This is a genomic window from Microcystis sp. M53598_WE2, assembly GCF_030067735.1.
GTDB classification, from domain to species: Bacteria; Cyanobacteriota; Cyanobacteriia; order Cyanobacteriales; family Microcystaceae; genus Microcystis; species Microcystis aeruginosa.
This window is the reverse complement of record NZ_JASJFE010000419.1, coordinates 1-1,452: the sequence shown is the minus strand read 5'-3', so window position 1 is coordinate 1,452 and position 1,452 is coordinate 1. Positions and strand designations below refer to the sequence as shown.

The 1,452-nt window shown below is 38.4% G+C and carries 3 protein-coding genes; all 3 read left to right on the top strand.

Annotation, left to right across the window (positions count from 1 at the left end; genetic code table 11):
- Nucleotides 1-310: 310 nt before the first annotated feature.
- Nucleotides 311-649: a XisI protein gene (locus PX636_RS08905; protein ID WP_012267885.1), complete on the top strand. Its 339-nt coding sequence runs from the start codon at nt 311-313 to the stop codon at nt 647-649.
- A gap of 234 nt (nt 650-883) precedes the next feature.
- Complete coding sequence (locus PX636_RS08900) at nt 884-1,066, top strand: hypothetical protein (protein WP_002795640.1); 183 nt, start codon at nt 884-886, stop codon at nt 1,064-1,066.
- Between the two features lie 238 nt (nt 1,067-1,304).
- Nucleotides 1,305-1,385, top strand: a complete 81-nt coding sequence (locus tag PX636_RS08895) for a type II toxin-antitoxin system RelE family toxin (protein ID WP_231859812.1) — start codon at nt 1,305-1,307, stop codon at nt 1,383-1,385.
- Nucleotides 1,386-1,452: the final 67 nt, after the last annotated feature.

Here is a 1,452-nt window from a genome sequence, read left to right as displayed (position 1 = left end):
CAGTATTTGAAGAAGAAGCAGGTCAAACCTTAATTGAAGATGGTATTATTCAGTTATTTAGGGTCTGCTGAAAAAGTTTTTCCTGGGGGCAGGGTGTGGGGTGTGGGGTGTGGGGTGTGGGGTTTTACCCATTTTCAGGGAGTCAATTACCTAATTTTCAGGGAAAAAGTACCTGAATTTTCCCCCTGATCACTCCCATGCCAGGTACTTTTTGATTGACAAAAAGTCTAAAAGTTTTACCCAACAAGGTTTTTAGATTTATTCAGCCAACCCTATTTAGTTTTGATCCCAACCAGGAGGTAATTGTACGATGGCTTCCTTAATTGCCCAATATCGGCAAATTATTGAAAAAACATTCCAAGATTATGCCGACTTCCTCGACACCGATCGCCAAATCCAAATCGAATTAGTCCTAGATCAAACCCGCGATCGCTATTTATTGGTTGAAACAGGTTGGCAAAATGGTTATCGAATCTACGGAACCCTATTACATATTGATATTATTGATCAAAAAATTTGGATTCAACACGACGGAACTGAGGATGGTATTGCCGATGAATTAGTAGCTGCGGGAATCCCTCAAAACCAGATTATTTTAGCCTTTAAATCCCCTGAAATTAGACCCTATACAGGCTTTGCTGTCGCTTAACGTTCAAATATGATGGACAATTCTCAAGACCGCGATTGCGCTCTCAACTACTGCCAACAAGCCCTTAAATTCCCCCGGGAGCTAGGCATTACCCTAATGAAAGACGGAGAGGAACTCCTCGTAAAAATTCAGGTTACATTAGAAGGAAATTAGAAACCCTTGATCAGCTATACCAACCATGAAAATTAAAGCAATTCTCAAAATTTAACTTTTTATCCAAATAGGAGAAATTTCATGAGTACCACCATCAATCTTAAAATTACGTTTGAATCTCTAACCGAAGCCATTAAATCCCTTGACTTAACGCAAAAACAACAATTATTAGAAATACTAGAACAACAAATTTTTCAAGCAGAAGAGGCTTCCTATCAAGACGATGAGGAAACCCCTAGCAGAACTTCAGCAAGTTCGGGATGAATATCAATCAGGCGACTATGTGACCCTTGAACAATACTTGAGCAAGGATTAAATCATAATGGGTTATAGTATTAAAATCTCTAAATCTGTACAAAAACAGATTGATGACTTACCTAATGCTATGAAAGGTCGTATTCTTGAAAAAATTAAGGGTTTGGAAATAGAACCCTGTCCTTCTGGCATTGTTAAATTAAAAAATTCTGAACAGTAACACCGTCTCCGTATCGGTGATTATCGAGTGCTTTATGAAATTGATGATGCGAAACAGACAATACTCATCTTGCAATGTAAACATCGCAGAGAAGTCTATCGCCAATAATTTAGAAACATTGCGCTACTTCAAATCCGAATTGGTGTTTCTCGCTGAAATCGCCCACAAAACCAAT